The sequence below is a fragment of the Acinetobacter sp. P1(2025) genome, from assembly GCF_051390655.1.
GTDB classification, from domain to species: Bacteria; Pseudomonadota; Gammaproteobacteria; order Pseudomonadales; family Moraxellaceae; genus Acinetobacter; species Acinetobacter junii.
Window position 1 is genome coordinate 18083 of the sequence record NZ_JBPKBJ010000005.1, and the last position, 25529, is coordinate 43611.

At 39.2% G+C, this 25529-nt stretch carries 27 protein-coding genes; 6 read left to right on the forward strand and 21 right to left on the reverse strand.

Going from position 1 to position 25529, the window contains the following annotated elements; all coding sequences use genetic code 11:
* Positions 1-27: 27 nt before the first annotated feature.
* Complete coding sequence (ppx, locus tag ACSC97_RS02235; RefSeq protein WP_004906756.1) at positions 28-1548, reverse strand: exopolyphosphatase; 1521 nt, start codon at positions 1546-1548, stop codon at positions 28-30.
* A 274-nt stretch (positions 1549-1822) separates the two neighbouring features.
* On the opposite strand from ppx, the gene trxA reads away from it, so the two are divergent.
* From trxA to ACSC97_RS02250, 3 genes are all read left to right on the forward strand, one after another.
* Positions 1823-2149 (forward strand): thioredoxin, encoded by a 327-nt coding sequence (gene trxA, locus ACSC97_RS02240; RefSeq protein WP_004906753.1) that lies wholly within the window; start codon positions 1823-1825, stop codon positions 2147-2149.
* A gap of 327 nt (positions 2150-2476) precedes the next feature.
* Positions 2477-3745, forward strand: a complete 1269-nt coding sequence (gene rho / locus ACSC97_RS02245; RefSeq protein WP_004955720.1) for a transcription termination factor Rho — start codon at positions 2477-2479, stop codon at positions 3743-3745.
* 389 nt (positions 3746-4134) lie between these two features.
* Positions 4135-4368, forward strand: a complete 234-nt coding sequence (locus ACSC97_RS02250) for a hypothetical protein (protein WP_151831147.1) — start codon at positions 4135-4137, stop codon at positions 4366-4368.
* Positions 4369-4472: 104 nt separating this feature from the next.
* On the opposite strand, the gene ACSC97_RS02255 is transcribed toward ACSC97_RS02250, so the two are convergent.
* The 3 genes from ACSC97_RS02255 to pheS are packed head-to-tail and all read right to left on the reverse strand — an operon-like array spanning position 4473 to position 8160.
* Entirely contained in the window at positions 4473-4769 is a 297-nt protein-coding gene (locus ACSC97_RS02255) for an integration host factor subunit alpha (RefSeq protein WP_004664224.1), read from the reverse strand.
* Positions 4766-7147, reverse strand: a complete 2382-nt coding sequence (pheT, locus tag ACSC97_RS02260) for a phenylalanine--tRNA ligase subunit beta (RefSeq protein ID WP_436659107.1) — start codon at positions 7145-7147, stop codon at positions 4766-4768. The genes ACSC97_RS02255 and pheT overlap by 4 nt, the downstream gene beginning before the upstream one ends.
* 32 nt (positions 7148-7179) lie before the next feature.
* Entirely contained in the window at positions 7180-8160 is a 981-nt protein-coding gene (pheS, locus tag ACSC97_RS02265) for a phenylalanine--tRNA ligase subunit alpha (protein WP_004955712.1), read from the reverse strand.
* Between the two features lie 231 nt (positions 8161-8391).
* Between pheS and ACSC97_RS02270 the strand changes: the two genes are divergently transcribed.
* Positions 8392-9393 (forward strand): hypothetical protein, encoded by a 1002-nt coding sequence (locus ACSC97_RS02270; protein WP_436659110.1) that lies wholly within the window; start codon positions 8392-8394, stop codon positions 9391-9393.
* A gap of 16 nt (positions 9394-9409) precedes the next feature.
* Here the strand turns inward: ACSC97_RS02270 and ACSC97_RS02275 are convergent, their stop codons facing one another.
* The 3 genes from ACSC97_RS02275 to rpmI form a co-directional block, all read right to left on the reverse strand.
* Complete coding sequence (locus ACSC97_RS02275; protein ID WP_436659112.1) at positions 9410-9967, reverse strand: N-acetyltransferase family protein; 558 nt, start codon at positions 9965-9967, stop codon at positions 9410-9412.
* Positions 9968-10265: 298 nt separating this feature from the next.
* A complete protein-coding gene (gene rplT, locus ACSC97_RS02280; RefSeq protein WP_336723009.1) occupies positions 10266-10625 on the reverse strand; it encodes a 50S ribosomal protein L20 in 360 nt (119 codons plus the stop codon).
* An 11-nt stretch (positions 10626-10636) separates the two neighbouring features.
* A complete protein-coding gene (rpmI, locus tag ACSC97_RS02285; protein WP_004637967.1) occupies positions 10637-10831 on the reverse strand; it encodes a 50S ribosomal protein L35 in 195 nt (64 codons plus the stop codon).
* A 235-nt stretch (positions 10832-11066) separates the two neighbouring features.
* On the opposite strand from rpmI, the gene ACSC97_RS02290 reads away from it, so the two are divergent.
* Positions 11067-12320, forward strand: coding sequence for an MFS transporter (locus ACSC97_RS02290; protein ID WP_436659115.1), 1254 nt, complete (start codon positions 11067-11069; stop codon positions 12318-12320).
* Positions 12321-12355: 35 nt separating this feature from the next.
* Here the strand turns inward: ACSC97_RS02290 and ACSC97_RS02295 are convergent, their stop codons facing one another.
* The 5 genes from ACSC97_RS02295 to thrS all read right to left on the reverse strand — a co-directional run bounded on the left by ACSC97_RS02295 (position 12356) and on the right by thrS (position 16914).
* Positions 12356-12781: a YqaA family protein gene (locus ACSC97_RS02295; protein ID WP_130575940.1), complete on the reverse strand. Its 426-nt coding sequence runs from the start codon at positions 12779-12781 to the stop codon at positions 12356-12358.
* Between the two features lie 439 nt (positions 12782-13220).
* The gene (locus ACSC97_RS02300) at positions 13221-13838 is read right to left on the reverse strand and encodes a glutathione S-transferase N-terminal domain-containing protein (protein ID WP_004906725.1); all 618 of its coding nucleotides are present in this window, start codon (positions 13836-13838) and stop codon (positions 13221-13223) included.
* Positions 13839-13954: 116 nt separating this feature from the next.
* On the reverse strand, positions 13955-14284 hold the full coding sequence (locus ACSC97_RS02305; RefSeq protein WP_436659117.1) for a DUF7709 family protein: 330 nt from the start codon (positions 14282-14284) through the stop codon (positions 13955-13957).
* Positions 14285-14434: 150 nt separating this feature from the next.
* Entirely contained in the window at positions 14435-14986 is a 552-nt protein-coding gene (gene infC / locus ACSC97_RS02310) for a translation initiation factor IF-3 (RefSeq protein WP_075696111.1), read from the reverse strand.
* A gap of 5 nt (positions 14987-14991) precedes the next feature.
* Positions 14992-16914 carry a threonine--tRNA ligase gene (gene thrS / locus ACSC97_RS02315; RefSeq protein ID WP_004906717.1) on the reverse strand — a complete coding sequence of 641 codons (1923 nt, stop codon included), beginning with the start codon at positions 16912-16914 and terminating at the stop codon, positions 14992-14994.
* 266 nt (positions 16915-17180) lie between these two features.
* On the opposite strand from thrS, the gene ACSC97_RS02320 reads away from it, so the two are divergent.
* Positions 17181-18824 carry an acyl-CoA synthetase gene (locus ACSC97_RS02320; protein ID WP_279675662.1) on the forward strand — a complete coding sequence of 548 codons (1644 nt, stop codon included), beginning with the start codon at positions 17181-17183 and terminating at the stop codon, positions 18822-18824.
* A gap of 45 nt (positions 18825-18869) precedes the next feature.
* Here the strand turns inward: ACSC97_RS02320 and yjgA are convergent, their stop codons facing one another.
* The 9 genes from yjgA to mazG form a co-directional block, all read right to left on the reverse strand.
* Positions 18870-19406 carry a ribosome biogenesis factor YjgA gene (gene yjgA, locus ACSC97_RS02325; protein WP_004955693.1) on the reverse strand — a complete coding sequence of 179 codons (537 nt, stop codon included), beginning with the start codon at positions 19404-19406 and terminating at the stop codon, positions 18870-18872.
* A gap of 2 nt (positions 19407-19408) precedes the next feature.
* Positions 19409-19678: an HPr family phosphocarrier protein gene (locus ACSC97_RS02330; protein WP_004637957.1), complete on the reverse strand. Its 270-nt coding sequence runs from the start codon at positions 19676-19678 to the stop codon at positions 19409-19411.
* Positions 19675-20526 (reverse strand): RNase adapter RapZ, encoded by an 852-nt coding sequence (gene rapZ, locus ACSC97_RS02335; protein WP_004906708.1) that lies wholly within the window; start codon positions 20524-20526, stop codon positions 19675-19677. Before rapZ ends, ACSC97_RS02330 begins: the two co-directional genes overlap by 4 nt.
* 22 nt (positions 20527-20548) lie before the next feature.
* A complete protein-coding gene (panC, locus tag ACSC97_RS02340; RefSeq protein WP_099948113.1) occupies positions 20549-21394 on the reverse strand; it encodes a pantoate--beta-alanine ligase in 846 nt (281 codons plus the stop codon).
* Positions 21395-21397: 3 nt separating this feature from the next.
* The gene (panB, locus tag ACSC97_RS02345; protein WP_004906704.1) at positions 21398-22207 is read right to left on the reverse strand and encodes a 3-methyl-2-oxobutanoate hydroxymethyltransferase; all 810 of its coding nucleotides are present in this window, start codon (positions 22205-22207) and stop codon (positions 21398-21400) included.
* Between the two features lie 39 nt (positions 22208-22246).
* Complete coding sequence (gene folK / locus ACSC97_RS02350; protein WP_004960709.1) at positions 22247-22735, reverse strand: 2-amino-4-hydroxy-6-hydroxymethyldihydropteridine diphosphokinase; 489 nt, start codon at positions 22733-22735, stop codon at positions 22247-22249.
* Positions 22732-24186 carry a polynucleotide adenylyltransferase PcnB gene (gene pcnB, locus ACSC97_RS02355; RefSeq protein ID WP_126131868.1) on the reverse strand — a complete coding sequence of 485 codons (1455 nt, stop codon included), beginning with the start codon at positions 24184-24186 and terminating at the stop codon, positions 22732-22734. The genes folK and pcnB overlap by 4 nt, the downstream gene beginning before the upstream one ends.
* Positions 24187-24324: 138 nt before the next feature.
* Complete coding sequence (locus ACSC97_RS02360) at positions 24325-24750, reverse strand: ComEA family DNA-binding protein (RefSeq protein WP_004906696.1); 426 nt, start codon at positions 24748-24750, stop codon at positions 24325-24327.
* Entirely contained in the window at positions 24719-25525 is an 807-nt protein-coding gene (gene mazG, locus ACSC97_RS02365) for a nucleoside triphosphate pyrophosphohydrolase (RefSeq protein ID WP_168154674.1), read from the reverse strand. The genes ACSC97_RS02360 and mazG overlap by 32 nt, the downstream gene beginning before the upstream one ends.
* Between the last annotated feature and the right edge of the window lie 4 nt (positions 25526-25529).

Consider the following 25529-nt stretch of genomic DNA (forward strand, 5'->3'; position numbering starts at 1 on the left):
TAGATAATCCCTAACAAGGATGTATTGTTAATCAACAAAATTGTCTGACTGAATATTTAACTCAATGTCCCAATTCTTAAACTGCACTTGCTCATCATGCAAATCAGCAACCAATAAAGGCCATTGTTTAGCATCGCCAGAAACGCTGAGTTGCCATTGTTGACCATTTACAACACTCAGTTCAATGGCAGGAAGCATCTGATCACTACGACTATGGTTCAGCAAAACAGCGAGGCGTAATAGCAAACACAAATAAAGTAAATGGCTGCCACCCACCTTCATCACATCATTTTTTGCATCTGCACGTAATTTACGACGATGGTGCGATACAAGATGAGAGAGGTGATTTTGATCGATTTGAGAGAAACCGGGGATATCAGAATGCTGCAATAAATATGCACCATGACGATGATAACCACCATGACTAATCGCTAATCCAATTTCATGTAAATAAGCTGCACGACGTAGTAAGTCACTGTCTTCAGTCGTTAAATTTAAAGCACCTGCAACGCCATCAAACAATTGTTGCGCGGTATTCACTACACGTTCGGCTTGTTTAGGATCAGCGTTGTAACGTCCCATTAATGCTTGCACACTACGGTCACGAATATCTTCATGTTTAAATCGACCTAACAGGTCATACATCACACCTTCACGTAATGCACCGTCAGAATATGCCAATTTATCAATATTCATCACTTCAAAAATAGCGTACAAAATTGCTAGACCAGCTGGCAAAACTGCTCGACGATCTTCGCGTAGTCCTTCAAAATCAATTTCAGAGACATGTTTGAATTTTAACAAACGATCTTTTAACTTATATAAGCCTTCACGGGTCAAATTTTCTTGCTCATCACTTAAGCCTAGATTCACAGAAATCTGGCGACAAGCTTTAATCGTCCCGCTGGAACCAACTACTGTATCCCAGCCTTCTGATTTATAAGTATTTGCGATTGCAGAGAGCTCTTTACGCGCAGCAACTACCGCTTTATCAAAGGCTTTTGTTGAAATCTCACCATCTGCAAAATATGCCTTACTAAAGGCAACGCAACCCATTTGCAACGATTCAGTATGCAAAGGCTCAAACTCTTCACCAATAATAAATTCTGTTGAACCACCACCGATGTCAACGACTAAACGTCTGCCACCATTTGCCATGGTATGAGAAACACCTAAATAAATTAGACGAGCCTCTTCACGACCAGCAATAATCTCAATTGGCTTTGGTAAAATTTCAGCAGCTTTTTGAATAAACTCGTGACCATTTTTAGCTTGTCGTAACGCATTGGTTGCCACAATTCTTAAACGATTAGGTTGAACAGAACTTAAACGCCCAACGAATCGAGCTAGACAAGCCAAACCACGCTGTTGCGCAGCTTCAGTTAAATTTTTATTTTCATCGAGTCCAGCGGCCAACTGAACCTTTTCTGACATTGAAGCAACTTTCTTAACCTCTCCGTGATCTACACGAGCAATTGCCAAATGGAAACTATTCGATCCCATATCAATCGCAGCAAGTAATTCTTCATCAATCAGAAAATCAGACATTCTTCATATAAACCCATGCTCAATTCACGCATTAGAGTAATTCACATGCTTAGAATTTTAAAGTCATTTTAAGCAATAAAAGCAGCAGATTTTCTCTTTTTAACACATAAATGATTGTATAAGTCGATAGTGAACATCGTGAGCATCCATTGGACTTTTCATTTTGATACTTGAATAATGGCAACAAACCCTTACATTGAATAAAGTAGCAATGTAATATTCATCGTGAAGATGATTGAATTCGCACTTTATTTCTAAATTTTGGAGCAACCTTATGTCTGCGACTATTGTTAATACAACTGATGAAAACTTCCAAGCAGATGTTTTAGATGCTGAAACTCCTGTACTTGTAGACTTTTGGGCTGGTTGGTGTGCACCTTGTAAAGCAATTGCACCTGTCCTAGAAGACCTTTCTAACGAATATGCAGGTAAAGTAAAAATCGTTAAAGTCGACGTAACTGCATGTGAAGAAACAGCTGTGAAATACAATATTCGTAATATTCCAGCTCTATTAATGTTCAAAAATGGTGAAGTTGTTGCTCAACAAGTTGGTGCAGCTCCTCGCTCAAAACTTGCTGCATTTATCGATCAAAACGTCTAACTTTATTTAGATTGAACTCGACTTGAAATACGTTATTAGTCTAATAGCGTATTTCCTCGTATAAATTGACATTTTCCTTGATTTAACCTATATTACTGGATCAAGAAGCTTTGAATGGAATCTACTTCATTACGCTTCTTACAAGACACAAACATAAGATCGCCGCTCGGCAATAACAATTGTTTTCACATTTCTCTCTGAAACAATGAACCAGACTACTGAATTGTGGTTGTGTAAATACAATTACATCAGCACGTATGTATGCGGTCGATTTTTTATTCTTTCCCTAACATTATCCTCCACTTATTCCATTCTGTCTGACCACTTATGAACTTAACTGAACTCAAGAAAAAACCCATTGGCGAACTCATTAAAATTGCGGAGTTTATGGGCCTTGAAGGCATGGCACGTAACCGTAAACAAGATATTATTTTTGCCATTTTAAAGCGCCATGCCATGAATGGCGAAGAAATCTTTGGTGATGGTGTTCTTGAAATCCTTTCTGATGGCTTTGGTTTCCTTCGCTCAGCCGCTGGTTCATATTTAGCTGGACCAGATGATATTTATGTGAGCCCATCACAAATCCGTCGTTTCAACCTTCGCACTGGCGATACCATTACAGGTACAATTCGTCCACCTAAAGAAGGTGAACGTTATTTTGCTTTATTAAAAGTAAATCAAATTAACTACGACACACCAGAAAACTCGCGTAATAAGATTTTATTCGAAAACCTCACCCCATTGTTCCCAACTGAACAACTCGTTATGGAACTAGGCAATGGTACAACTGAAGATCTCACTGCACGTGTAGTAGATTTAGTGGCACCAATTGGTAAAGGTCAACGTTCAATCATTGTTGCACCGCCTAAAGCGGGTAAAACAATGTTATTACAAAACATTGCTCAATCAATCGTCCGTAATAATCCAGAAGTATTTCTGATTGTTCTTCTTATTGACGAACGTCCCGAAGAAGTAACAGAAATGGAACGTACAGTACGTGGTGAAGTAGTTGCCTCGACCTTCGATGAAGCACCAGCTCGTCACGTACAAGTTGCGGAAATGGTGATTGAGAAAGCAAAACGTCTAGTTGAGCATAAAAAGGATGTTGTGATTCTGCTTGACTCAATTACTCGTCTTGCACGTGCTTATAATACTGTCATTCCTTCATCTGGCAAGGTACTTACAGGTGGTGTAGATGCTCATGCATTAGAACGTCCAAAACGTTTCTTTGGTGCTGCACGTAATATTGAAGAAGGCGGTTCACTTACGATCATTTCGACTGCATTAATCGAAACAGGCAGTAAGATGGACGATGTTATCTACGAAGAATTCAAAGGTACGGGTAACCAAGAGATTACGCTTGATCGCCGTATCGCAGAGAAACGTGTATTCCCTGCAATGAACATCAAGAAATCAGGTACTCGTCGCGAAGAGCGCTTAATGGGCGAAGAAAACTTACGTAAAGTCTGGATTCTGCGCAAATTATTACATCCAATGGATGAACTTGCTGCAATGGAATTTTTATTAGATCGAATGAAAGAAACCAAGACGAATGATGATTTCTTTGATCAAATGAAACGCAAAGCATCAACATAACAGCAACATAAAAAAGCCACCTTAATGGTGGCTTTTTTTAATTGGTTGACAAGATTACATATTTTTTACATTTAAATTGCATTCCTCAATAAAAATACAAGCAATTGATTTTACTAAAAATAACTAAATACAACCTCAGAATACAAACAACAAACCAATCAAAAAACAATTATCAATAGTTATTTTCTATCAAAAATTAGCCAATTTTTGTCAAATTTTGTCGTTTTGTTGGACAGAACAGTAGTAATTCATGATTTGCTTTGATAGGATAGCCACAGACCAGTTAGGCTGCTCCCTGCGTTGTTACCTAAAAGCGTTTAGGAATATTAAAAGCACAAACAGACTAGCTAAGGTTTTTTTTAATCTCACAATTTTATGAGAGTGATGCCATGTTATTCAAAAAATTTGCTGTTGTTGCTGCTATCGCTACTACTTTAGCTTTCGTTGGTTGCTCTAAGAAAGAAGAAGCTGCTACTGATGCAAACGCTGCTGCTTCTGAAGCTGTAGCTGCTGCTTCTGAAGCTACTGAAGCTGCTTCTGAAGCTACTGTTGCTGCTTCTGACGCTGTTGTTGCTGCTTCTGACGTTGCTGCTTCTGACGTTGCTGCTTCTGCTGCTCAATAATCTAATTTTAGATTATAAAAAAGAGAACCTTACGGTTCTCTTTTTTTATGCCTGATACTTTTATGTTTAATTTTAAATAAAAAAGTAGATATAAAAAAAGCAGATCAATCGATCTGCTCATTTCCAACACGTTGTCTAAATTTCTGCCCCGCTCTAAACGTCACTACACGACGAGCAGAAATTGGTATTTCTTCGCCAGTCTTAGGATTCCGCCCAGGGCGTTCACGTTTATCACGCAATTCAAAATTACCGAATCCAGAAAGTTTGACTTGTTCACCCGCAATTAAGGCTTGGCTTATTTCATCAAAAAATAGCTCAACCATTTGCTTTGCTTCTCGGCGATTTAAGCTAGTAAGCTCACTTAAATGGTCCGCCATCTCTGCTTTTGTTAATGCTGTCATGAGGCCCTCAATGTCGCTTGGTAAGTGTCTTCCAACACTTGAATAATGTTATCCATACCAGATTTGATCTCAGCATCTTCAAGCGTACGAGTCGGATGCTGCCATAACAAGGCAAATGCCAATGAGCGTTTGCCCTGTTCAACCCCTTGCCCCGTATACACATCAAATAACCAAGTTGAGTCGAGTAACTGACCACCTGTTTGTTTGATTAACTGCTGAATATCTCTTACCTCAATCTTATCAGAGATTAAAAGCGCAATATCACGTCTAACCGATGGAAAACGTGATAATTCTGTAAAATTAGATACATAAGATTGCAAAACAGCCTGTTGATCCAATTCCGCAACCCAAGTAATGCCCAGATCAAGTGCATTTTCTAATGATGGGTGCAAACGCCCTAAATATCCAATTGACTTGCCATCAACCAATATTTCAGCAGATTGACCAGGATGTAACCACTCTCTTTCGGTACGAATATAATCAACATTCACACGCCCAGCAGCTAATATCTCTTCTACTTCGCCTTTAAAGTCAAAAAAGTCCATCGCTTGCGGCTTGATATGCCAAGATTCAGGAGTACGCGAGCCCACCGCAATCAATGCCAGTGTTGGAATCTGTTTAAGATCATGAATATCTTTTGCATTTTGATAATCAAAACGTAAACCTAATTCGAAGAAGCGTACACGTTGCTGTTGGCGGTTCAAATTATATTGAACACAAGGAATCAAGCTAGATAATAAAGTACTACGCATTGCCGCTAAATCACTAGAAATCGGATTAGCAAGCATTAAAGGTTGTACATTTGGATTTAACTGTTTTTCCAATTTTGCATCAGCAAAACTGAAACTAATCGCTTCTTGATAACCTAAAGTTGCAACAGTTTGACGAAGCTGCGCGACTTCGAAACGATCCTGATATTTTTCTAATTTCACATCAATTTTTGGCAAACTGATTTGAATGTTGTCATAACCGTGAATACGTGCAACTTCTTCAATCAGGTCTTGATAGATTGCCATATCATAACGATGTGATGGTGGAACAACACTCCATTCACCTTGAGCTTTAGTTTCCACCATACAACCCAAACGAGCTAATGCATCAGCAATAAACTCACCAGCAACTTCATAACCCAGTAACTGGTCGACTTGTGATTGCTTCAGTGGAATTGCTTCTCGTTTTGGTAATAACTCAGCTTGCTCTGCTACTGTAATTGGGCCAAATTCTCCACCAGCAAAAGCCTGAATAAGCTCAGAAGCACGGTGCATTGCAATCATTGGTAACTCGAAGTCGACACCACGCTCATAACGTTGAGATGAGTCAGTATGCAAGCCAAAACGACGCGCACGACCAGCAATTGCTAAAGGTGCGAAGAAAGCACTTTCAAGGAAGATATCCTGCGTATCGTCTGTAACTGAGGAATCTAAGCCCCCCATAATTCCAGCGATTGCCAAAACTTTTTGCTGATCAGCAATGACCATAATGTCATCTTGTAATTCAACTTCTTGATCGTTGAGCAGCACCAATTTTTCTTGAGGCTGTGCTTGGCGAACTTGAATTGTTCCTTCGATTTTTGCTAAATCAAAGGCATGCATCGGCTGACCTAACTCAAGCAATACATAGTTGGTCACATCAACCAAAATACTATGTGTGCGAATCCCTGTACGAGCGAGTGCTTGTTCCATCCATTCAGGTGTTTTAGCTTTAACATTTACATTTTTTACGATACGACCTAAATAGCGCGGTGTACCTTCAGTTGTGATATTAACAATTTTCTCATCAGCAATTGTTGCTGCTATTGATTGAATCTTTGGCTCATTTACATTCAATTGATTGATGACTGCAATTTCACGTGCAATACCACGAATACTAAAACAATCACCACGGTTTGGCGTGATACTGATGTCAATCACATTGTCATCAAGTTTTAAATATTCACGAATATTCATGCCAACAGGTGCATCAGCAGGAAGCTCTAACAAACCATCAATCTTGTCTTCTAAATCAATTTCAGAAGCACCACATAGCATGCCTTGTGATTCAATACCACGAAGCTTGCCTTTCTTAATTTTGAAATCGCCTGGTAGTACTGCACCGATAGTTGCAACAGGTGCCTTCATTCCTACACTGACATTTGGTGCACCACAAACAATTTGTAATGGATCACCAGAGCCAATATTTACCGTCGTAACACGTAAGCGATCTGCATCTGGGTGTTGTTCAACAGTGAGTACTTCTCCAATGACGACACCTGTAAATGGCTTTGCCACAGGTGCAAGTTCATCGACTTCCAGACCAAGCATGGTCAATTGATCAGAAAGGGTTTCGCTATCAATCGCTGGGTTCACCCATGTGCGTAACCAATTTTCACTAATTTTCATCTGTATAAACCTTATTTAATCCTGAAAAACTGTTAGGCAAACTGGCGTAAAAAACGCACATCATTTTGGTAGAACATACGTAAGTCATTGATGCCATAACGCAACATTGCAAAACGCTCTACCCCTAAACCAAAAGCAAAACCTTTGTATTTATCAGGATCAATACCAGAAGCACGAAGTACATTTGGATGTACCATGCCACAACCTAAAACTTCCAACCAACGACCGCGTTCATCCATAATATCCACCTCAGCACTTGGTTCAGTGAATGGGAAGTAAGATGGACGGAAACGCACTTTTAAATCTTTTTCGAAAAATTCATTCAGAAGATTAATCAATAGACCTTTTAGCTCAGCAAAGCTGGTGTTTTCAGCAACGTACAAACCTTCGATCTGATGGAACATCGGCGAATGCGTTTGATCCGAGTCACAACGATATACACGGCCAGGACACACAATGCGAATTGGCGGCTGACTCGTTTCCATGGTACGAATTTGTACACCCGAGGTATGAGTACGAAGTAAATGCGTTGCATCGAAATAGAAAGTATCATGCATCGCGCGTGCTGGATGATGACCTGGAATATTTAAGGCTTCAAAGTTGTGATAATCATCTTCAACTTCTGGCCCATGTGCAACCTGAAAGCCTGCTTTGGTAAAGAATTGACAAATACGTTCCTGAACTTGAGTCACAGGATGGATGCTTCCCATACGCTGACCGCGACCAGGTAAAGTGATATCAATCGTTTCACTTGCCAATTTTTTTGCCAACTCAGCTTGTTGTAGTGTCTGCTGACGTTCAGTCAAAGCAGCATTGATAGCTTCACGAACAGCATGAATCGCAGCACCTTGTACTTTGCGCTCTTCAGGATCCATTTTTCCTAATGCTTTAGACTGCTCTGCAAGCTGGCTTTTTTTCCCTGTAAATTGCACACGAACTTGGTCGAGTGCGGCAAGGTCTTGAGCCGCTGCAATGGCAGCAAGCGCTTCAGTGGTCAGGGCTTCCAGTGACATAGTAACTCTCAAAGCAACAAATTATAGAAATATAATAAAACGCTATAGTTTATCAGCTTTTTACCTAGTTTATGAAGATAAAGGACTGTTTAAATAGAGTACTTTTTAGCGTTAAACTTTATGCCCAAATGGACAACAAATGCCCGTGGTGCAATAAATTTTCGCAAAAAAATAATCAATATCTGAATAAAATGTATAAGATACGAGTATCGTCAATGAGAAACAATAACGATGGCGCTTGATCAAATCTGGAAACAACAACTTACACTTGTTAGCTATGGCAATGAATTTCTTGCAGGAAATCTAAACTTTAATCGCTGGATCGAACATCCTATTTTCAGTAAAAACTGCTTAATCTTCAGAGATCTACTATCACAACATTTGCTGGCACAACATTTCCAAATTTGGCTTGAGGGTTTGAAAAAACAAGGCGTCAAAAAACTAAGCTTACATCTTTCTAGTATTCTCAACGACGAACAAAATCCTAATCCTAATGTCGAGCTTCTACCATTTGCACATTTTATTGTAAGTCATCAAGCCAATAAAAAAACTGCTTGGATTTGCGGACATGAACTCGCTGAATGGTTTAACACTGATCAGGAATTTGAAACACCTTTTTCTCAAAAAAGCACTATAAGAGAAGAGACATTTTGGCGCTATGAATTAAATAATAAATACGCTAAAAAAATCGATACTGATTTACAGAAAATCAATTGGAACGATGTCTCAAAATTTTTAGAGCGCGAATTATTTAATAGCAAATATGCGGAATACTTTTTAGAACCTGAACAACAAGATTTCCCATTTTATGGCTACGAAATAGATCATAATCAGCCTGATGAAACACTTTTGGCGTTGATCCCAACAGATTATCCAGCTGATTGTGCTCATCAATTATTACATCGAACACAAGCACTTATCGACCACTTAGAAGAACAAAAAAAGCACCCTTATACAGATTCTGGTGAACTCATTAGCCCTGAAGAACAAATCAATCTTCGTAATTTTTCACAGAAGGCTGAGGATTTATTCGCTAAATTAATCGTCAAAACAGCAAATCATTATCAGACAGCTCAACTTACCATGGATGAACCAGAGATCATCGACCGAACCATGGAAACCCCACAACAGTTCAATGAAGCTCATCCATACAAGGTTGGAACTTCTAGCGTCATTAAATTAATTATTCTTACGGTAATTATCTGTTTGGTCGCTTATTATTTTGGGCTTTAATAAAAGCGTACAACTTTTAATTAGATTCAATTTCCCATTGATAAATTAGCTCCGTTATTCCTTCGCCGAACTCTGGAAGTTCGGCTTCTCCAATCAATTCAGCTCCAATCTTTTCATAAAAGAAACGACTGGGGTTCTTCTTAAAAACCTCTAAACGAATAAACTGATATCTTTTCAGAACAACATAGTCGTAAAAGCATTGAAACATTTCACGCCCAATACCTTGTTTTTGGATGTCCTGCAAAAGATAAAAAGCGCGAATTTCAGCCACATTATTTTCAGGATTTAAATATCCATCTAAAAAACCCTTTATTTTTTGATCTTCAATATACACTAACAATTGATGATCTAAACTTCTTGTGATTGCTTGCCATAATATCAATTTTTCCTGTACATCTAATTGATCTAATATTTCTTGATTAAGGATATTTGCGTAAGTTTCTTTCCAGCACTGTACATGAATCTCAGCGATTTTAGCTGCATCTCCAAAGTTAGCTGTACGTATTTGACCTTTTCGATTGCTTTGCAATTCAACCTCCACAAAAACTTGTTCAGGTAAATGTTGATCACCCAACTTGTATATGAATGTTAAAGCAGCAAAAACTGTGCAAAAGCGAACTAATTATTAAGATCATTTTTCTAAATTAAAATAAATTTAGCCATAAAAAATAGAGTTTTCACAATTTAAATCACATACTTAAATTGTGAAAACTTAGACTACTAAAAGCAATAATTTACGGTTATAAAAAAATAAATTATGGATGCTCCTATTCTTTTAGGAGATTTTATTGATCTCTCATTATTCTCTATTACTAAATCCTAAAACCATAAAAAAGACCGCTAAAAAGCGGCCTTCTTTTGAATCTCTAAGCTTATGCAGCTAATGCGTCTTTAGCTTTTTCAGCTAAAGCAGCAAATGCTACTGCATCATGCATAGCGATGTCAGCTAATACGCGACGGTCGATGATCACTTGAGCTTTTTTCAAGCCATCGATCATACGGCTGTATGACAAACCGTTTTGACGAGCACCAGCATTGATACGCGCAATCCATAAAGCACGGAATTGACGTTTCTTTTGACGGCGGTCACGGTAAGCGTATTGACCAGCTTTGATTACCGCTTGGAACGCTACGCGGTAAACGCGTGAACGAGCACCATAGTAACCTTTAGCGCGAGCAAGAATTTTTTTGTGACGACGATGAGCCACTACACCACGTTTTACACGAGCCATTTATAATCTCCTTAGATGTATGGGCACATAGCACGAACTGATGCAACGTCACTTACGTGAACCATTACACAACCGCGCAATTGACGGATACGCTTAGCAGATTTTTTGGTCAAAATGTGGCGCTTGAATGCTTGTTTGCGCTTGAAACCGTTTGCAGTCGCTTTGAAGCGTTTAGCTGCACCACGGCGAGTTTTTAACTTAGCCATAGTAACCTCTTTTAGGCACCTGTTCGGCGCGTTTGCACTATTGCAAATCGACCTGCAGGTAAGGAAGGCAGCATGATATAACATCTGCGAATAAAACAAAAGTAAAATGCTCATTTTTTGAGTAAGAGCAAGACTTTTACTCAAACGAAATTTTCCATTATTAATTCTCAAAATACGAGAAATTTACATTAATTACTTACTTATAATAGCTTCAATTCCATCATAAACACTCGAAATGAATACACAACAAGATGCTTTTGCTGCATTGCGCTATCGAGATTTCTCTATCGTTACCTTGAATCAATTCTGCTTAACACTGGCAATTCTGATTCAAGAAATTATCGTTGCTTATTCACTGTATCAAATCACACGTGATCCACTCACATTAGGTTTTATCGGTTTAGCTGAAGCCATTCCATTTATTGCGCTTTCCTTATGGGGTGGTTATTTTGCAGATAAACTCAATAAGCAAACCATTATGAAGGTCTGTTTATTTTTTGCAGCACTATTGCCACTCGTGCTTTGGGCACTCTTCCATTTATATGGTTTAGAAAAGATTAGTGTCTCAACTTTGTCATGGGGAATTTATGCAGTCATTTTTGGATTAGGAACAATTCGAGGTTTCTACAACCCCTCAGCAACCTCTCTCAAACCATTTCTTATTCCACGTGAACTTTATGCGAATGGTGCAACATGGACGACGATTGGTTGGCAAAGTGGCGTGATTATCGGTCCAATGTTGGGAGGATTTATGCTGGCATTTCTTGGGCGAGAGACCAGCTTGTTCGCAGTCACAGGATTGTTAGCAACTTGTTTTATTCTGATTACCCTACTTCAAAAAAGAACTTTTCCAAAAATGGAAACTGAGAACGTTCTTCAAAGTCTGACAGACGGTTTTCGCTTTATTTGGAAAACCAAAATTGTCTTATGGGCCATATCATTAGATCTTATTTCAGTATTATTTGGAGGGGTAATTGCACTTCTGCCTATATTTGCTGAGGATATTTTAAAGGTCGGTCCAGAAGGATTGGGATATTTACGTGCTGCTCCATCAATTGGTGCGTTGTTAACAATGATTGTTTTAACCAAATTTCCACCAACGCATCATGCTTGGCGAAATATGTTATTCGCTGTTGCTGGTTTTGGTATTTTTACTATTCTATTTGCATACTCAAATAACATTTGGCTATCTCTGTTTGCACTGGCAATGACGGGTGCATGTGATAGTGTTTCTGTTGTTGTTCGTCAAACCGTCTTACAAATTTTCCCTCCTGAGAATATGCGAGGTCGTGTTGCTGCGGTTAATGGCATGTTCGTTTCTTCAAGCAATGAACTCGGCGCTTTTGAATCTGGTTTAGCCGCTAAGTATATGGGAACCATAACTGCAACCATTTTTGGCGGATGTATGACACTTGCTGTGGTGACTTATTGTTGGTTTAAAACTACTGATTTATTTAAAGTCGATATCACCAAAGGTTCGGATCATTAGAACACTTAGGGAAAGCGAGCAAGCTTTCCCTACCCTCAGAAAATGCCTAGATATAAAGCATATAAAGTTAAATAACGCCCACCTTTGGCAATCGTAACGATCAGCAAAAAGCGCCAAAAATTTTCTTTCATCAACCCTGCAATTAAAGTGATCGGATCTCCAACGACAGGTGTCCAGCTTAATAATAAAGAATAAAAACCATATTTATGATAAATCTGTTGTGCTTGTACTAAACGCTGTTCAGAAACAGGAAACCATTTTTTATCTTTAAAATGTTCAATTTTCAGCCCTAACCACCAGTTCACACATGAACCCAATACATTGCCTACAGTCGCAACTAAAATCAAATAAAATGGACTAGAAGGCCCCTGCACCAGTAAAGTCATTAAGACCGCCTCTGACTGTAGAGGCAATAATGTCGCTGCACCAAAAGCAGAAATAAATAACAAAAGATAAGAGATCACGAAACTTTGGGCTCCGATTTAGATCGGACAATATAACTTAGGCTTGAATATAAAAATGGAACAATAAAAGCAATCCAAAATGCGGCATCAGATTTAATCATTTTCTGTAATATTGTTAATTGTATCTCACCCTCTGAAACAGCATTCCAATCAATCAACATTGTGAGATCAACATAAAAAAGTAAGGTAAGGTATAAAGCGAAAATGCCTCCACAAACTCCTGTATGAAAAACAGAATGCTTTGACTTGTAAAAGTGCAAATAGTGAAGCAAAAACAAAGCCTGTACTTAAGATTAAAACAAAGACCATCCATTCAAAGTTATCTATCGCTAAAAAATATTGCATCAGACTGCAACTCACTGCTACTACGATCAGTAATCCCATGAGAAGAACCCAATGCTTAATATAATCATTAAACACGGTACTAATAATAAAATTAAACTTTGATCGATAATGCTTTTTGAATAGCAGGACGTGCGGTCAAACGTTCAATATAGTCTTGAACATATGGATAATCTTCAAGTTGAATGCCTTGCCAATCGTAACGCAACGCCCACGGCAGGATAGCCATATCCGCAATAGAGTATTCACCAGCTACAAACTTTTGACCAATTAATTGTTTATTGAGCACACCATAGAGACGTTTAGTTTCATTCACATAGCGCTCTATCGCATAAGGAATACGTTCAGGTGCAAATTTACTAAAATGATGATTCTGACCAAGCATCGGACCGAAACCACCCATTTGCCACATCAACCATTGCTCAACTTCAACACGTTCTTGTTCATCAGTTGGATAAAACAAACCTGTTTTACGACCTAAATATTGTAGAATTGCACCTGATTCAAATACTGAAATAGGTTCTCCACGCGGTCCATTTTGATCGACTATTGCAGGAATTTTATTATTTGGAGATATCCTAAGAAAATCGGGTTGAAACTGATCGTTTTCTAAAATATTAATCGGGAAAATCTGATAATCGAGTTTCATTTCTTCTAAAGCAATCGTTATTTTGTGCCCATTGGGAGTTCCCCAATAATATAAGTCAATCATTTATGTTGCCCTATTCATCGTTATTCTGACTGTTGTTGCGTTATAGCACAGTTCATAGTTATTGATCAGCAGCCTAGCACGAAAAGAAACAATAAAAAGTCTATGCAAAGAGTGATTTAAAAAATTGTGTCTGATTTTTCCAAGAATGCTTTTGCTTTTTCTCCAACAAATTTGCGACCAGCATTATTGCCATTAATCCACTCATCTACACTAAACAAATCAAACAATCCTACTTTCACTAAGGTTGGAATCGCTAAAGCAAGCTCATCTTCCACATCACCACGCACACCCATTTTATACAAATGAATATTATGTAGCATTGTTGCGACAGTGCCTGTTTGTACACGACTACCATCCCTCAATCTGACTTGAGGTAGAGCTTCGCCTTCTTGCACGACTTTTTGATTAATTTCCGATAACTCATCAGTCCCATTGATAGTTGACATATATCCTCGCTTATCAATAATTCACTTTTCAACTAATTTTACAATATTGTACCTTTTATCATATTTGCTAGTTTTTTAATTTTTTCTATTAAGCAAGAAATTTTAGGCATAAAAAAGCACCGCCTATTGCGGTGCTTTTTTTTAGAAAAATTACTTTTTCTTTTTCGGACCAAGTAACATGCCCATCTGACGACCTTCCATCTTCGGAGCTTGTTCTACTACACCAAACTCCGCAACGTCAGCTTCAATCTTTTGCAATTGAGCTAGACCAAGTTGCTGATGCGCCATCTCACGACCACGGAAACGTAAGGTAATTTTCACTTTATTTCCTTCTTCAAGGAAACGTAAAATTGCGCGCAATTTTACCTGATAATCACCTACATCCGTTGCTGGACGTAACTTGATTTCTTTCACTTGCACTTGATGCTGTTTTTTCTTCGCATCTTTTTGCTTTTGTTTCAAATCAAACAAGTGCTTGTTGTAGTCCATGATTTTACAAACAGGCGGTTCTGCATTAGCAACAATCTCAACAAGGTCAAGATTTGCTTCTTCAGCAGCACGTAATGCTTCAGTTAATGAAACGACACCTTTTTGTTCTCCATCTGCAGCAACAAGGCGTACTTCTTTTGCACGGATCTCGTCGTTAATCGCAGGACGGTTACTTTTAGCACCTTGTTGTTGGTTACGGTCAGGCTGTTTAATCTTTATTACTCCACAATGTACCGGCCACGTTCGGCTACGGCAGATTTCACTAGATCAATGAATGCATCCACTGACATAGTACCTAAATTTTTTCCTGAGCGAGTACGGACATTGACAGTTCCCTCTTCAACTTCTCGGTCACCAAGAACCAGAAGATAAGGAATACGCTCTAGGGTACGCTCACGAATCTTAAATCCGATTTTTTCATTTCTCAAGTCAGAAATAGCACGAAGACCATTTTCTTTGAGTTTTGCAACGACTTGCTCACTCGCCTCAGCTTGAGAATCAGTAATGTTCATAACACAAGCTTGAACTGGAGCAAGCCAAGGTGGCATGAAACCAGCGTAATGTTCAATTAGTATACCAATAAAACGCTCAAAACTACCAAGTATTGCACGATGCAGCATGACTGGTTGATCACGTTCGTTTTCTTCCGTCACATATGAAGCATCTAAACGAATAGGTAAATTGAAGTCACATTGGATTGTACCGCATTGCCACACACGACCTAAGCAATCTTTTAATGAAAATTCAATCTTCGGACCATAGAATGCACCTTCACCTGGTTGTAAGTCCCAAGCCAAGCCCGCATCATCCAAAGCATCAGCAAGAGATTTTTCTGCTAAATCCCAAAGTGCATCATCGCCTACACGCTTTTCAGGACGTGTTGAAAGTTTCATTTGCACTTCTTCAAAGCCGAAGTCTTTATAAACATCTAAAGTCAGTTTAATAAAGTCTGCAACCTCTTTACCAATTTGCTCTTTGGTACAGAAAATATGTGCATCGTCTTGGGTAAAGCCACGAACACGCATAATCCCGTGTAATGAACCAGAGGGTTCGTTACGATGACATGAACCGAACTCCGCTAAACGGATTGGTAAATCACGGTATGACTTTAAGCCTTGATTGAACACTTGTACGTGACAAGGACAGTTCATCGGCTTTACTGCATAGTTTCGACTTTCTGAATGAGTCGTAAACATGTTTTCAGCATAGTTCGCTGCATGTCCTGATTTCTCCCACAAAGTGAAATCAACAATTTGTGGTGTTTTAATTTCTTGGTAACCATTGTCTTGCTGAACTTTACGCATGTATTGCTCAAGCACTTGGTAGATTGTCCAACCATTCGCATGCCAGAACACCATACCAGGTGCTTCTTCTTGCATGTGGAATAAATCTAAAGCTTTACCAATTTTACGATGGTCACGTTTTTCAGCTTCTTCAATACGTTTGATATAAGCTGCTAACTGTTTTTTATCAGCCCAAGCCGTACCATAGATACGTTGTAGCTGTTCATTCTTCGCATCACCACGCCAGTATGCACCAGAGATTTTAGTGAGTTTGAATGATTTTAAGAATTTAGTGTTTGGTACGTGCGGACCACGACACATATCCAAATAATCCTGATGGTAGTACAAGCCCATTTGTGTTTCATTTGGCATGTCTGCAATCAAGCGTAATTTGTATTCTTCACCGCGTGCTGTAAATTCTGCAATCACTTCATCACGTGGTGTCATTTTTTTGATGACATCATAGTCTTGATCGATGAGCTTTTTCATACGCTCTTCGATCGCCGCCATATCATCCAAAGTAAATGGGCGTGGCATCCAGATATCGTAATAGAAACCTTCTTCGATCACTGGGCCGATAACCATTTTCGCCTCAGGGAACAATTGCTTAACCGCATGTCCTACCAAGTGCGCACATGAGTGACGAATGATCTCTAGACCTTCTTCATCTTTCGGGGTAATAATCTGAACTGTCGCATCTTCTGTGATTAAATCACAAGCATCCACCAAACGATCATTGATACGGCCAGCAACTGTATTTTTTGCAAGACCTGGACCAATGCTTTGAGCAAGTTCCATCACGGAAATCGGATGATCAAATTGCTTTTGATCACCATTTGGTAAAGTAATGATTGGCATAATAAAATCCTTAAGGAGTGATGCCCTATACGAAGGAGCATATCACCGCGAGATTATGTATTGAGGAGGAATCCTCAAAAGATAAAAAACGGCGGATAAAAAAGTATTCAAGATTTTACACAGGTTTAGATAAGGATGAAACCTTTGATTCAGAAAAACCAAAATCATTCAGGCAACACTTCAGACTAAAGCCTAAATGAATTCCGTTTAACAACACACTATGTTGTTATAGATATATGAAAATAACAGAAATGGAGTACAGACACATGGTGAGTGCATATGATGAATTACCAAGAACCCCTGCAAATTTTGTCGCATTATCTCCTTTACGCTATTTAGAACGTGCTGCGTATATTTACCCTCATCAAGCAGCAATTATTCATGGTGCTCGTCAAATCACTTGGCAGCAAACCTATCAACGCTGTCGCCAGTTTGCACATCAACTCAGAAATCTAGGTATTCAAAAAAACGATACCGTTTCGGTACTGTTACCAAATGTCCCTGCAATGATCGAAGCTCATTTTGCAGTACCAATGGCAGGTGCTGTACTCAATACGTTGAATACACGCTTGGATGCAAAAACTATTGCTTTCATGCTCACGCATGCAGAATCAAAAGTACTGCTTGTCGACCCTGAATTTAAAACCCTTGCAGAAGAAGCATTAACACTGATCAATCAAGATATTATTGTGATTGATGTATTTGATGAGGAATATGATGCTGAACAAATCGCACTTGGGCAGTACGAATATGAATCTTGGTTAGCTCAAGGTGATCCTGAATTTGAATGGTTGCTCCCACAAGATGAATGGGATGCCATTAGTCTGAATTATACTTCGGGAACTACAGGCAATCCGAAAGGCGTGGTTTATCATCATCGTGGTGCTTACCTCAATGCGGCAAGTAATATCTTGGCCTGCGGTATGAAACCTCGTGCTGTTTATCTGTGGACATTACCGCTCTTCCATTGTAATGGTTGGTGTTTTGCTTGGTCTATTGCTGCTAGTGGCGGTACCAATATCTGTTTACGCCGTGTCGATCCTGCTCTGATCTTCAAATATATTTCTGAACACAAAGTCGATTATTTCTGCGGTGCTCCTATTGTACTGTCCATGCTCATCAATGCCCCAACAGATCAACGCACATCATTTGATCATCATGTCGAAGTGATGGTGGCTGGCGCAGCGCCTCCCGTTGCCATTATTGAAGGGATGCGAAATATAGGTATCAATGTCAATCATGTCTATGGTTTGACTGAAACTTACGGCCCGTCTGCTTTATGTGCTGCACAAGCAGGTTGGAGTGATTTATCTATCCAAGAGCAAGCTCAATTACATTCACGTCAAGGCGTTCCGTATCCGTTACAAGACAGTATGCGTGTACTAGATCCTGAAACCATGCAGCCTGTACCCAATGATGGTGAAACCATGGGTGAGATTATGTTCCGTGGCAATATCGTGATGAAAGGTTATCTTAAAAACCCACAAGCCACCGAAGAGGCATTTAAAGGCGGTTGGTTCCATACAGGGGATTTAGCCGTATGTCATCCTGATGGTTATGCGAAAATTACTGATCGCTCCAAAGATATTATTATTTCAGGTGGCGAAAATATCTCATCACTTGAAGTCGAAGATGTTCTTTATCGCCATCCAGCCGTTTTAACTGCTGCAGTCGTTGCAAAACCTGATCCTCGCTGGCAAGAAGTTCCCTGTGCTTTTATTGAATTAAAGCAAGGTATCTCAGCTTCAGCAGAAGATATTATTCTGCATTGCCAAAAGGAGCTGGCGCGCTTTAAAGTTCCGAAAGATGTGGTGATTACCGAGATTCCAAAAACCTCAACAGGAAAGTTACAAAAATTTATTTTAAGAGAATGGGCAAAAGAACGCGCGACAGGTGAGTTTGGAAACTAACTCTAGAATAAAAAAAGAAGTTTCATTTGAAACTTCTTTTTTGAATTAACCTTGATCCGATAACAGAGCGACTTGCTGGACATAATTCACAAATTTACGCTTTGATGCCTCAAGTTCTTCTTCACTCACTTGCTGCTTGATATCACGATGAATACGCAGAACATGTTGGCGTAAAGTGTGTCGTTCAGAGGCATTAAAAACCTTACTAAATTCATTGATGATTGGGTCACCTTGATCAATCATACGATCAACCCAACGCATCAATTGCATTTGCTTTTTAGCGCCTTGTTGAGGGGTAAGATAAGACAAAATGGTACTTTCATCTTCATTACGCAAGAGTTTACCGATTCGCTGAAACTGGCGACGACGTGCTTCAAAAGAGCTAATCTTTTGCACTTCAAGCAACGCATCAATCAAACGCTCATCAACAGGAAGTTTTTGAATCTGTTTTACATTTAATTGAGCCAATTGCTCACCTAAAGCTGCCATACGTTGCACAGCTTTTTTCTGTTCGGTTCTACTCGCACGTCCCTCTAATGATTCAAAATCCTCATCGGTATAACGCTGGGTACCACGTGCCACTATTACTCTGCCTCATAAAATTTTGCTGCGAACAGCGTTTGAATTTCTTCCAGTGCTTTATCTTCATCAGCACCGTCTATCACTAATCTTAAAGTCGTGCCTTTACCTGCACCTAACATCAACAATGACATAATATTCTTTGCATCAACCAATTTATCGCCTTTCCCAATCTGAATAGAAGAGCGAAACTTTGTGGTGACTTCGATGAGTTTACCAGAAGCACGTGCATGTAAGCCGAGTTTATTAATTACATCAATCGTTGTGTCTATCATGACCAGTGCTTCATTTCTCTATGTAAAATTTGGACAGCCCATTTTGCCTCAAGAGCCTTTTTGAGTCTATCCACAATATAAACGGAACGATGTTGCCCACCAGTACAACCCACAGATATGGTCATGTAATGGCGATGCCCTTCAGCAAAGGCAGGCAACCACTTTTCAAGAAAAGCATAAATATCAGCAAACATCTCATTGGTTTGCTGATTACTTTCTAAAAATTGACGGACTGGCTCATCTAAGCCAGACAGACGACGTAATTCTAAATCCCAATGCGGGTTTGGTAAATGTCTTACGTCAAATACATAATCAGCATCTAAAGGAATTCCGTGCTTATAACCAAAAGATTGCAAGATCACAATCAAATTATCTGACTGACCTAATTTTGACAATAAAATATGTTTTAAATCATGAACACTTTTATCTGTGGTATCAATATGAACTGTAGAGCGAAATTGTATCGGAATAAGCAGTTGCTTTTCTTCTTGAATACATTGCAACAGACTATTAAAACGACTCGCTAAAGGATGTGGTCGTCGTGATGCACTGAAACGTGCAATCAAGTCTTGATCTTGAGTCGTCAGATAAATAACATCGACCGAACCATGTCTTTTTAACTGCTCAAAGACATGATCAAACTCTTGCATATCTGCACGAGTGCTTCGGATATCAACACCTAAGGCAAGTTGCTCCAAATTATTCTCATGATCTAGTTTTGCCACAATCTCAGGCAATAATGCCAAGGGTAAGTTATCTATACAATAATAGCCGAGATCTTCAAGCACTTGTAATGCTGAAGATTTCCCTGAGCCTGATTGACCTGTAACGATAAGAATACGCTTCATGGCATTTTGCCCTTTTATTGTTTTATGTTTTATATTCGACTTGTAAATTATCAATCAATCGTGTCGAACCAAGTTTTGCAGCAACAAACAGCACTAAGTTTTGAGTAAACTGTTCAATTGGCTGTAAATTTGGTTGTCGAGCCTCGACATAATCTACAACAAAACCTTCTTGAGTCAACTGATCCGAGATTGTAGCCAAAACCGCTGACAAGGCTTTACCTTCATGGAGATCTTGCTCAGCTTGTTTCAATAGCTGATAAATCTTCGGTGCTGTTGCACGTTGCTCTTCAGTTAAATAACCATTACGAGAGCTTAAAGCTAAACCATCTTGAGCGCGAACAATTGGCACCCCAATCACTTCAAGTGGAATATTCAAGTCTTGAACTAATTGACGGATAACAGCAAGTTGCTGATAGTCTTTTTGCCCGAAAAATGCATAATCTGGCTGAACAATATTAAATAATTTAGTCACGACAACCGCAACACCATCAAAATGTCCTGGACGTGATTTACCACATAAATCGTCAGTAATCTGACCAACACTAATGTTAGTTAAACGTGGCTGTGAACCATACATTTGTTCAACAGAAGGCGCAAAAATAATATCGCAACCAACATCAGCCAATAAACGACTGTCTTGTTCTAGTGTACGCGGATAACTATCAAAATCTTCTCCAGCACCAAACTGGATTGGATTAACAAAAATACTTACGACAACGACATCGCAAATCTTCTTTGCCTCACGAACTAAGGTCAAATGACCTTCATGCAAATTCCCCATGGTTGGTACGAAACCAATCATTTTTTTTGCAGCACGCGCAGGTGAAAGAGACGCAGTTAAGCCTTGAATTGTTGTTTCTGTTTTCATGAATTACAGCTCAACTTGGAAAGTATGTTCTTTAGCTGGGAAAGACTGATCTTGTACAGCAGCATGATAAGCTTTAAAAGCATCTAGGATTGCTGTTTCACCTGATTGTTCTTTCATAAAATTACGAACGAAACGTGCAACACGTCCAAATGTTAGCCCAAGCATATCCTGTACAACCAACACTTGACCATCGGTTTGATTACCAGCACCAATCCCAATCACAGGTGTGTTTGGAAATAATTCAGCAATTTCTTTACCGAGTTGTGCTGGTACGCATTCAAGCAATAAAACTGCTGCGCCAGCATCAACTACAGCTTGGCAGTCTGCAATCAATTGATCAGCTGCTTCACGTGTTCTCGCCTGTAGTTTATAACCGCCAAAAACATGAACAGACTGAGGTGTTAAACCCAAATGTACACAAACAGGAATACCATTACGTGTAAGCACTTGAACCAATTCACTTAACCATGCACCACCTTCGATCTTGACCATCTGCGCGCCAACTTGCATCACAGCTTTTGCACTTTTCAAACCATCTTCAAGTGTCGCATAACTCATAAATGGTAAATCAGTCATGATCAAAGCATGCGAATTACCGCGACGAACAGCAGCAGTATGGTAAGCCATATCTTCTACTGTTACAGGAAGGGTTGAGTCCCGTCCTTGTATCGCCATTCCTAGAGAATCACCGATTAAAATCGTATCGATTTCAGCCAGTTCCATTGCTTTAGCCATACTTGCATCGTAACAAGTTAGACATGAAAACTTGCGTCCTTCGGCTTTAAACTTTCTTAAGTCACTTAGACTAATCATGATGGTGTCCTCTACAGGCATTTCCAGAACAGACGAATCTTAAGCATTTGCCCAAGATTGATCTGCGATTACAGTCAAATTTGCTTGCTGTAAAAGTTCTAAATCTCTTAAAGAATGACCATTTATTTGTAAATGATCATCTAAATCTAATAATGGAATCACGACAAAATCACGCTCCAACACACCAACATGTGGCACGGTCAAACGCTCATTGTGTATCTGCTCTTGTCCATAAATCAGTAAATCCAGATCAAGAGTCCGCTCTCCCCAATGACGCAAACGAATACGTCCAGCATCTTTCTCAAACTGTTGCAATTGATCAAGCAAATCTAGTGGCGACAATTCTGTATCTAACTGAACCACAGCATTCAGATAATGAGGCTGATCTTGCGGTCCCATCGGTGGACTTTGATATAGTTTAGAGACTTGAACAGTACCCAAACTTGATAATTTCAAAACTGCTTCTGCAAGAATGTGTTTTGAGTCACCTAAGTTTGAACCTAAACCAATATAAGTACGAATCGTCATTGCGTCGGTCCAAAAACAACTTCTGCTAAATCACGTTTTACACGTTTACGTTTCAAAATCGGATGATCAGCATGAATTAAATTTGAATCAGTTGAAGCTTTCTCAATAAAACGATTGACCGAATCATCTGTTCTAACACGCTCTTTTTTAGCACGTCGATTTTTAGGTTCAGGTACATTCACCAAAGGTTCAATTTCAGTAGTCTTTACATCATCAACTTCAGCAAGCTTACGTCTTGATTTTGTACGTTGGCGATTATATTGACGAATGACCGCTTCTTTTTGATCAATCGACATCTCTTGGTAGTTTTCCCACCAAACACCCATACCATCTGTGCTTGTGTCACCAGACTTCTCACGAAGCAATAAGAAATCAAATCCTGCGCGAAAACGTGCATGTCCTGCTAGGGCTTCTATTTGTTGCGGTTTTGGATTGAGCAAACGTGTCTGCATTTCCCAAACTTCACGAATAAAAGTTTCAGCAAAACGAGGAATAATAGTTCGAGTCGCTTGACGTTTTAAAACATCCAAACCTGCTTGTGCACGAGCCTCTGCAGGAACCATCCCTTTATTTAAATAAAAATCACATCGCTCTAAAAAAGGTTTCCATAACAATACCGCATAGAAAAATGCAGGATTAATGGTTTTGCCAATTTGAATACGCTGATCTGTATTTCTAGCTGCACGCTCAATAAAAGCAGTGATGTTCGGTGGAATTTCAGCAAACAATTGCTTCCAAACACCAAACTCAATCAACATCGGTAGAACACGGTTCAGGTGTCCCATCGTAAATAATTTTTGAGATTCATCATATAAACGATGCGGTGAGACATCACGCAACAATTGCGTCATCTCAGGATTAAATACATCTAAGATCGAAGAATCAATTTGAAAATTTAATTTTGCAGCAAAACGCAAGGCACGTAGCATTCTTACAGGATCTTCTTCGAAACGCTGTGCTGGCTCCCCAAGAAATCGTAATGTACGTGTTTTAATGTCATCAACTGCATGACAAAAATCTAGAACGATGGCTTTACGGGGTTGATAATATAAAGTGTTAATTGAGAAATCACGGCGAGCAAAGTCCTGCTCAATCGTTCCCCAGTTATTATCTCGTAAGATCATACCAGAAGCACTGGTTACTGCTTTTTTAGGCGGTGCGCGAAAGGTCGCAACTTCAATTAATTCTCGACCAGAATAAACATGTGCAAGCTCAAATCGTCGACCAATAATACGGCAACGTCGACCAAAAACCTCTTTAACTTGAGCTGGTGTAGCATTGGTAACTGCGTCAAAATCCTTAGGATTAAGACCAAGCATCATATCGCGAACACCACCACCGACGATATAAGCTTCATAACCTGCTTTAGTGAGGCTATCAATTACATCAAGAATTGAAGGTGGTAGTTGAGTTGTGGACAAACCACATTTTGACGCGCGCAAAGTTTGCAAAAGACACTGTCTCCTACGTCAGGACGTAAATAACATTTTGTCGCTAATCATAGCTCTAACACACACAAAGGGCAATTTATTCTGTTGAAGTTTCAACAGATCAATTGCTCAGATTAGCGACTTTTTCCCTATTGAATCTTAAAGTATGAGCTTTGCTTTATTCTTCTCAAGCAGTTTTGGCCCGATTCCTTTTACATTCATTAATTCATCTATTGTTTTAAAACCACCCTTCTTTTGGCGGTATTCAATGATTGCTTGAGCTTTTTTCTGTCCCACTCCATTCAAAGTTTGTAACTGTTCTAGATTTGCCTGATTCAAACTAATTTTATCTGACTGAATATTTACAGAAGATGAAAATTGTTTGGTGTTTTGCTGACTAGGTCTTGATAAATAGTAACTATTGTTGGGCTGTTTAGCTAACTGCTGGTCACGCGCTTGCTGTTGAGCTTTCCACTTTTCATAAGATTGATCAAATTGCTGCGCATAACCACTTGTATAACACCCAACCCATAGTAAAATCAGTATAAATAGATTATGTCTGCTGCGTGGCTGCGACAAAATCATGTGTTTTCCCCTCAGTTTTTAATTGTCGTTTTGCTTGCTCCCAGAGTTCATCCATTTCTGCTAAACTCATTTCTTGCAAGTCTTTATTTTGTCGTTGTGCTTGTTGTTCAATATAAGCAAAGCGGCTTCTAAATTTATAAATTGTTGCCAACAATGCCGTCTCACTCGACTGCCCAAGTTTACGGCCAACGTTGATCAAAGAAAATAGGCAGTCTCCAAATTCTTCTTGTATTTCATCATTTTTTTGATTTTTAATTGCTTGTTGCAACTCTCCTAACTCTTCTTCTAATTTCGCATATGCATCAGTCACCGTTTCAAAATCAAAACCAAGTTGCGCTGCTTTCTTTTGAACCTCTTGTGCTTGAACCAAGGCTGGAGCATGTTTGATTTCATCTAATCTAGATACACTTTTATCTTTTTTTTCTTGTAGCTTAATTTGCTTCCACAATTCACTTACTTGGTCTGAACTCAAATCTTTAAACTGATCTGCTTGGAAAACATGTGGATGACGACGTATCAACTTTTCACTGATTGCATCTACCACATCGTTAAAATCAAATGCCCCTTTCTCACTAAACATTTGTGATTGAAACACCACTTGCAACAGCAAATCACCCAATTCATTTCGAATCTCATCAATATTGCCCTCACGTATGGCAGCTTCGACCTCATAAGCCTCTTCAATTGCATAACGAGTTAAACTTTCAGGTGTTTGTTGTTGATCCCATGGACATTTTTGTCTTAATTCCTGCATGATCTCTAATAATTTTTCCATGATG